Genomic DNA, 6,609 nt, shown 5'->3' on the forward strand with positions numbered 1-6,609 from the left:
GGGGATGAGCGTTTTGCTAGTCTTGAAGATGGGGACAAGATTTTTGGTAGCAATCCTTTCTACGAGCAAGTCAAGGATGATATTGAACTTTTAAATGAAGCTGGGAATGAGTTTTCAGAGGAAGCTATTTTGGCTGGAGAATTGACACCAGTCTTCTTCGGTTCAGCCCTTACTAACTTTGGTGTGCAGACCTTCCTTGAGACCTTCCTTAAGTTTGCTCCAGAACCACATGGCCACAAGAAAACAGATGGCGAAATTGTGGATCCTTATGACAAGGATTTCTCAGGATTTGTCTTTAAAATCCAAGCCAACATGGACCCTCGTCACCGTGACCGTATTGCCTTTGTCCGTATCGTATCGGGTGAATTTGAACGTGGCATGAGTGTCAATCTGCCTCGTACTGGTAAGGGTGCTAAGCTGTCTAATGTCACTCAGTTTATGGCGGAAAGTCGTGAGAATGTGACCAATGCCGTGGCTGGAGATATCATCGGGGTTTACGATACAGGCACTTATCAGGTTGGGGATACCTTGACGGTTGGTAAAAACAAGTTTGAATTTGAACCACTGCCAACCTTTACTCCTGAAATTTTCATGAAAGTTTCTGCTAAGAATGTCATGAAGCAAAAATCCTTCCACAAGGGGATTGAACAATTGGTGCAAGAAGGAGCCATTCAGCTTTATAAAAATTACCAAACAGGTGAGTACATGCTGGGAGCTGTTGGTCAACTTCAGTTTGAAGTCTTTAAACACCGCATGGAAGGCGAGTACAATGCAGAAGTTGTCATGAGTCCTATGGGTAAAAAGACCGTTCGCTGGATCAAGCCTGAGGACTTGGATGAACGCATGTCCTCAAGCCGAAATATCTTGGCCAAAGACCGTTTCGACCAACCAGTCTTCCTCTTTGAAAATGACTTTGCCCTTCGCTGGTTTGCGGACAAGTATCCAGATGTAGAGTTAGAAGAAAAAATGTAAATCGTTACAACTGACTAGCAACATAAAGTTGCTGTCATTTGACGGTAACCGCTATGGCGGCTTACCTAAACGCTTCACTAGTAAAAGTCCGCGAATGATATTGATTCGTGGATTTTTCCGTTGTAGGTAGATAGAAAAGGGTAACTGCTTACTAATTATGTTTGGAAAATATAATTGATTTACCAAACTCAGTGTCGTAGTGCTAAGAGTGTCAGCCTGCCTACAGGTCTCGCTAACTGGTTTTACCAAAGCTCATGGATGTTATTCGTCCATGAGTTTTTTGTTTTGAGAAATAGAAATCAAATTATTTATGTTTTTTTCACTTTTAAGCACTAATATTGCACGTTTGCATTAAAATATTGAAATAATGAACATAATGAATTGAATGTTTATTTTTACATATACTAAATATTTTTGGAAACAATTTGAATGTTGGATGAGTAAAGAACTTTGAAACATCATATCATATAAAAAATATATTAAAAATCTTGACAAGCGTTTGCAGTTAAAGTATACTTGAAACGTATGATTAAAATAGGGTGGATTGTCCACTTTTGGTATATAACGAAAGGGTAAAGTATGTTTTTTAGACGTCAGAAAGGTGAGTATAGAGAAACCGACCGAGTGACGCGGTATAAGTTAATCAAATCAGGAAAACATTGGTTGCGGGCTTCAACCTCTCTTTTTGGTTTGTTCAAGGTCTTGCGGGGTGGTGTAGATACGACTCAAGTCATGACAGAGGTAGTAGAGGATAAAGTAAATCCTTCTATTACAGGTTTGGATATTATCAAGGGACTTGCTGCTACAGGTGCTGTTTTAGGTGGTAGTGTTGCTACTCAAACAAAAGTGTTTGCAAATGAAACAGTAGCCGTGGAAAAGACACTGGAAAATCCAGATCTTTTGGTTACCAATGATACAGTAGTTCTTGGTACGACATCTCTAAGTAATTCAGAGAATTCTGCTAGTTTGTCTACTTCTATGAGTGAAAGCACTTCGATGTTAGAATCTGTGTCTAAGAGTTCGTCAGCAAGTGCTTCGGCGAGTACTTCGGCAAGTGCCTCAGCAAGTGCATCCAATAGTGTTTCGACAAGTGCATCTGTCAGCACCTCTACTAGTATCAGTCAATCGACAAGTGAGCCAGGTAGTTTCTCTACAGTGTCAAGTCTATCAGTTGAGCAGAGCACTTCTGCGACAGCAACTGAGCAAGACTCTTCTGTATCAAAAGAATCAACTAGCCTAAAAATCGATTCTGCTCTACTGAAGGCAACTGAAATTGATGGGAAGGTTAGTGCGAGCGCTGCTCAATCAACTTCTACCACGACTAGTATCGTAGGAGTTACTGCTGGTGCTATCGCAACAGCAGAAGTTTCAGCTAAGCAACAAGACGACAATCGTAAGAAGTTGACAAAACTTTCAGCTGAGATGGGTGAGTATCTTGCTAAAGCTGTTGGCTTACCAAATACTGACTCGGCCATCACTAAGGTAAATGCTGCGGTAACTGAGATTGAAAAAGCCTTGGCTGATCCAACTAGTGATTTGACAGCAGTAGTACAAAAAGCGACTCTAGCTCGTAATTCCATTGTCAATGCTGTTTTGAGAGCTAATTCTGGTACGCGTGATGCCCGTAATGGCCAAGCCATGTTACGTGACGCTTCTCTTCGCGCAAGTTGGGCACCTCAACAGAATGATGGGCGTATGAATGTAAGTAGTCCAACTGCTACTTTTAATAAGGATACTGGTATCGCTACTTACACCATGAATGTCCATGCTGATAGTGCCTTGAGTCACGTTGGTGTAAAAATCGAAGTTGGCAAAGGTGGACATGTCCAAAGTGCGACCTTTAATGGTAGTTCGATGGAAAAAACATATACACATGGTTCAGAGGCGGGTTATAGTTATCGTCATGGCCAAAACAGGAACTTAGAGGGACAAGTTGTAGTAAGAGTTAAATACGATAATAATGTTCCGACTGCGACTGCCAATATGCAGGTTCAAGTAAGTTCTGCTCCTATTTATGAAAATACTCCAGGGAATGGATCGGCAGTTCAATCGGCAAGTGTTCCAACAGGGTATAGACAACAAACTACCAATACGAATACAAACTCAACATTCCGTTTTAATGTTACTGCCTATAAAGAAGTTTTTAATGGTGATGTTGTTGGAGATAACGTAGGTTTAGAAGGAGTAAATACTAATTCAGGCCGCGTTAAGTATATGAACATCGAGAATCGTAATGTAATTCCTGGGGTAAGTTATCTAGGTCCTAACAATAATGAAAAATTAAACAGACCAGCTGTAACTGCTCGATTGGAGGGAACGGTTGGTGGAAACGATGCTTCGGCTGAAGTTGGAAAAACATATGTTTATCGTTTTGTAGGAACTAATTATTCTGGTGCCCAAGCTGCTGCTAACGTAGGCTATTATATCAAAGGTTTCAACGAGCGCCATGATATCCAAAGTGGTAATACTGTTCAGGTTTCTGATTTGGACCATTTGACACCAGATGAAGTTAATGAAGTTTATAATAATTTTGTTTCAAATCCGCACAATCTTACTAATTTGCAACAGAATGGAGATGTTGCTCCAGATGTATCAAAAGGTAAACTAATTCCAAATGCAGATGGAAGTGTTACTTTATCTTACCCTGGGGCCAAATCTAAAATTGACGTTGCAACAGATGGTACCATCACGGTTACTTATCGTGACGGTTCTACAAGTGTCATCAATGCTTCTTTAGAGAAGGAAAAAATACCTCCAGTAATAACCGTTACTGCGACCCGTAATGGTAAACCTCTAGCTGCAGAAACAGGAGCTATAGCAGGAGATAAATATTACTATTACTATGCAGGTGATGATATCGGTTTTGAAATGAAAGCCGTAGACAATAAGGGGAAACTGAGTGAGTTTAAACTTGTAGCACAGGCTGATGGTAATAGACCAGCGTCAGAAATGGCTCAAAACATCTTTGGAGATACCAATTATGGGACTGGGACAGCTACTTCTCTATCAGATCCAAATGGGAATCTCGTTGCGACTGAGTCTAATCCGGCAGTCATAACTGCAACTGGGCATATGAAAGATGATTTGACTTATGCTCCTAAAAATGAATGGCGCCGTAATGCAGTAGCAACAGATAAAGCAGGGAATGTTACGATTCCGGGAGATAACAGTACAGGAAACTTCTTTATCAAGCAACGTCCTTTGAATGAGCGTTACAAGCATGAACCAGAATTCACAATAAAAAATCCTGAGTTCACGCCTGTTGTAAACAAGAATAGCCTGACGGAGACTGAAAAGAATGCTGTAAAGGCTGCTATCTATGCTAAAAACAATCAGCAGACATATCGTATTAAGGATATTGAAGTTCAGGCCAATGGTACAGCAAAAATAGTCTACAAGGACGGAACGAAGAGTGATGACATTCCACAGTCAGTAACAGTCAACGAACGTCCTAAGTTAGTTATTCCTTATGACAATCCGGCAACGAAAGAAATCTATCTATATCGCAACGAACCGGTTAATATTACCCTAAAAGCGACGGACGACTCTGGCAAAATCAATTCATTGAAATTGACGACGACATCTGGAGCTGCAGATGGTAATGCTGCTAACTATGGTGGCTTTACTGGTGTCACTCGTTCAAATCCAATCACTTCTACGACAAACCAAGACAATGCTACGATTACTTTGACAGGCACCCTAAATAAAAGCCTGCAAAAAGGGGCATTTACTGAACGTAAACTCGTAACTACGGATAACCAGAATACATCAAATAGTACTGATAATAACGAAGGTTACATCAAGTTTGTTGTTAAGGATCAAACGGATAAGTATAATGCGGTCTCTAAAGTAGACACTATTTATACCTATGCGGGTGAAACAGCAGCGGACTTGGGAAATGCAGCTAACTTTGTTCAACTTGAAGGTGGGAAGTCTCTGCCTGCAGGAGCAACGGTTGCCTGGACAAATACGATTAACAATTCGACTACTGGAACAAAGAGTGCTGTTGCGCGTGTTACTTATTCGGATGGTTCAACCGATGATGTAACGGTCAACTATAAGGTGTTGGCTACGATTGCCCCTAAAGGACCTGTGAATGATATTCAAGGTACAGCTCCTCATAATGGTAACTTATGGCATGATTATGTCAATAAGCAAGGAGACGATGCTTACCCAAGTGGAGCTAGTCAAACTTGGAGAAAGAATGGTCAGCCTGTAGCAAATTCACCTATTAGTACAGCAGAAACAGGTCGACACGATTACCAAGTCACCTTTACTTATCCTGTTGGTCGTACGGGTGCAGGTGATACTACTAAACTAAGTAAAACTGTTGATGTTGTTCATGATGTTTATAAATTTGAATCAGACCGCTCTTATGTTTTCACACAAAACAAGACGGATGAAGCTGGTTATAAACAAGCTGTAGCAAATCCTAAAGAAGCTGTTACAAGAGTAACAGGAAGTCCGGATTTTAACGCGACAAACACTAATTACAAATGGGTTGATGGTGCACCGTCACTCACTGAGGTAGGAACCTTTACTAAGGAAGTAGAAGTAGAACTACCTGCAGATTCAACGGGGGTAAGAGTTACACAAAAAGTCCCTGTTACTGTGAAAGTAAATCCACAAGCCCCTGAAATAGCTGACGATTCAGTTACTGAAAAGGGTGGTTTGCCAAATCGTTCGATTGTGGTGAATAACGTAACACCAGGAGCTACAGTCACTTTAACGATTGGTACCCAAACCTTTACTAAACAATCTACTGGAACAAGTGTGACGTTTGAACCGTCTGAGTTGAAGCGAGCTACTGATACTAATAATGGCTTGTTGCCTACAGGAAATGTAACGGTTAAACAAGAAAAAGTTGTAACGACTCCGACGGGAAGCAAAGAGACTCTTACATCTGCTACAACTTCTAAGACCATTACTAAAGAAAATGTAGTTCCAAAGCCTGAATTTGAAATCTATGTCAAGAATGATAAGACTAGTAAGTGGGAAAAGCTTTCTCCGAAAAATAATGTCCGTCCTGGCACGAGCGGATACGAGATTTTTGCCGGAGATGAAGTTAAAGTTGTCTTAAAAGGTTCAGATAATAGTGGCAAAATCAAAGAACTGAAGCTTTATGATGGTATTTCTGATAAAACTAGAATATTCCAAGATGGATATTCTTCGAATGATGGTGCACCGGGATTCAAGGATACACCAACGAATGCTCCTGCTACTTTAGAGTATACAGCTTCTTATAATGCTAATCAGAAATATGATGATAAAAATAAATGGAATCTCGGAACCAAAGTTGTAGACTTGTCTGATAACGAAGCACGCACTCCGACAGTAGTAGTTGCTCAAGGTAAATTGAATGTAAGATTCCCTGGTGTGAAGCCGTCAAGAGTCTTCCAAGTTAAACATCCAAACGCTCTGGATCAGCGTGAGAAAGATGAAATCTTGGCAGCTGTGAAAACAGCAAATCCAGAGACTGCAAATCGTATCAGTAGTTATTCTATTGCAGAAAATGGAACGGTGACCATCACTTATAAAGATGGAACGGTGAATACGGTAACGCCAGATATATCTGACTCTGATTACCGTGCATCAGTGTCTGCGTCGACAAGTGCAAGTCAAAGTGCCTCAGCATCG

General features: G+C 40.7%; 2 protein-coding genes. Both read left to right on the top strand.

Annotated elements, in window-relative coordinates; translation table 11 throughout:
* Positions 1-972 (top strand): EF-Tu/IF-2/RF-3 family GTPase (locus PAN06_RS12510; protein ID WP_269796482.1); only part of this gene is annotated, 972 nt, incomplete at its 5' end.
* 579 nt (positions 973-1,551) lie between these two features.
* Positions 1,552-6,609 (top strand): accessory Sec-dependent serine-rich glycoprotein adhesin (locus tag PAN06_RS12515; protein ID WP_269796483.1); only part of this gene is annotated, 5,058 nt, incomplete at its 3' end.

This window comes from Streptococcus sp. SM3, assembly GCF_027497875.1.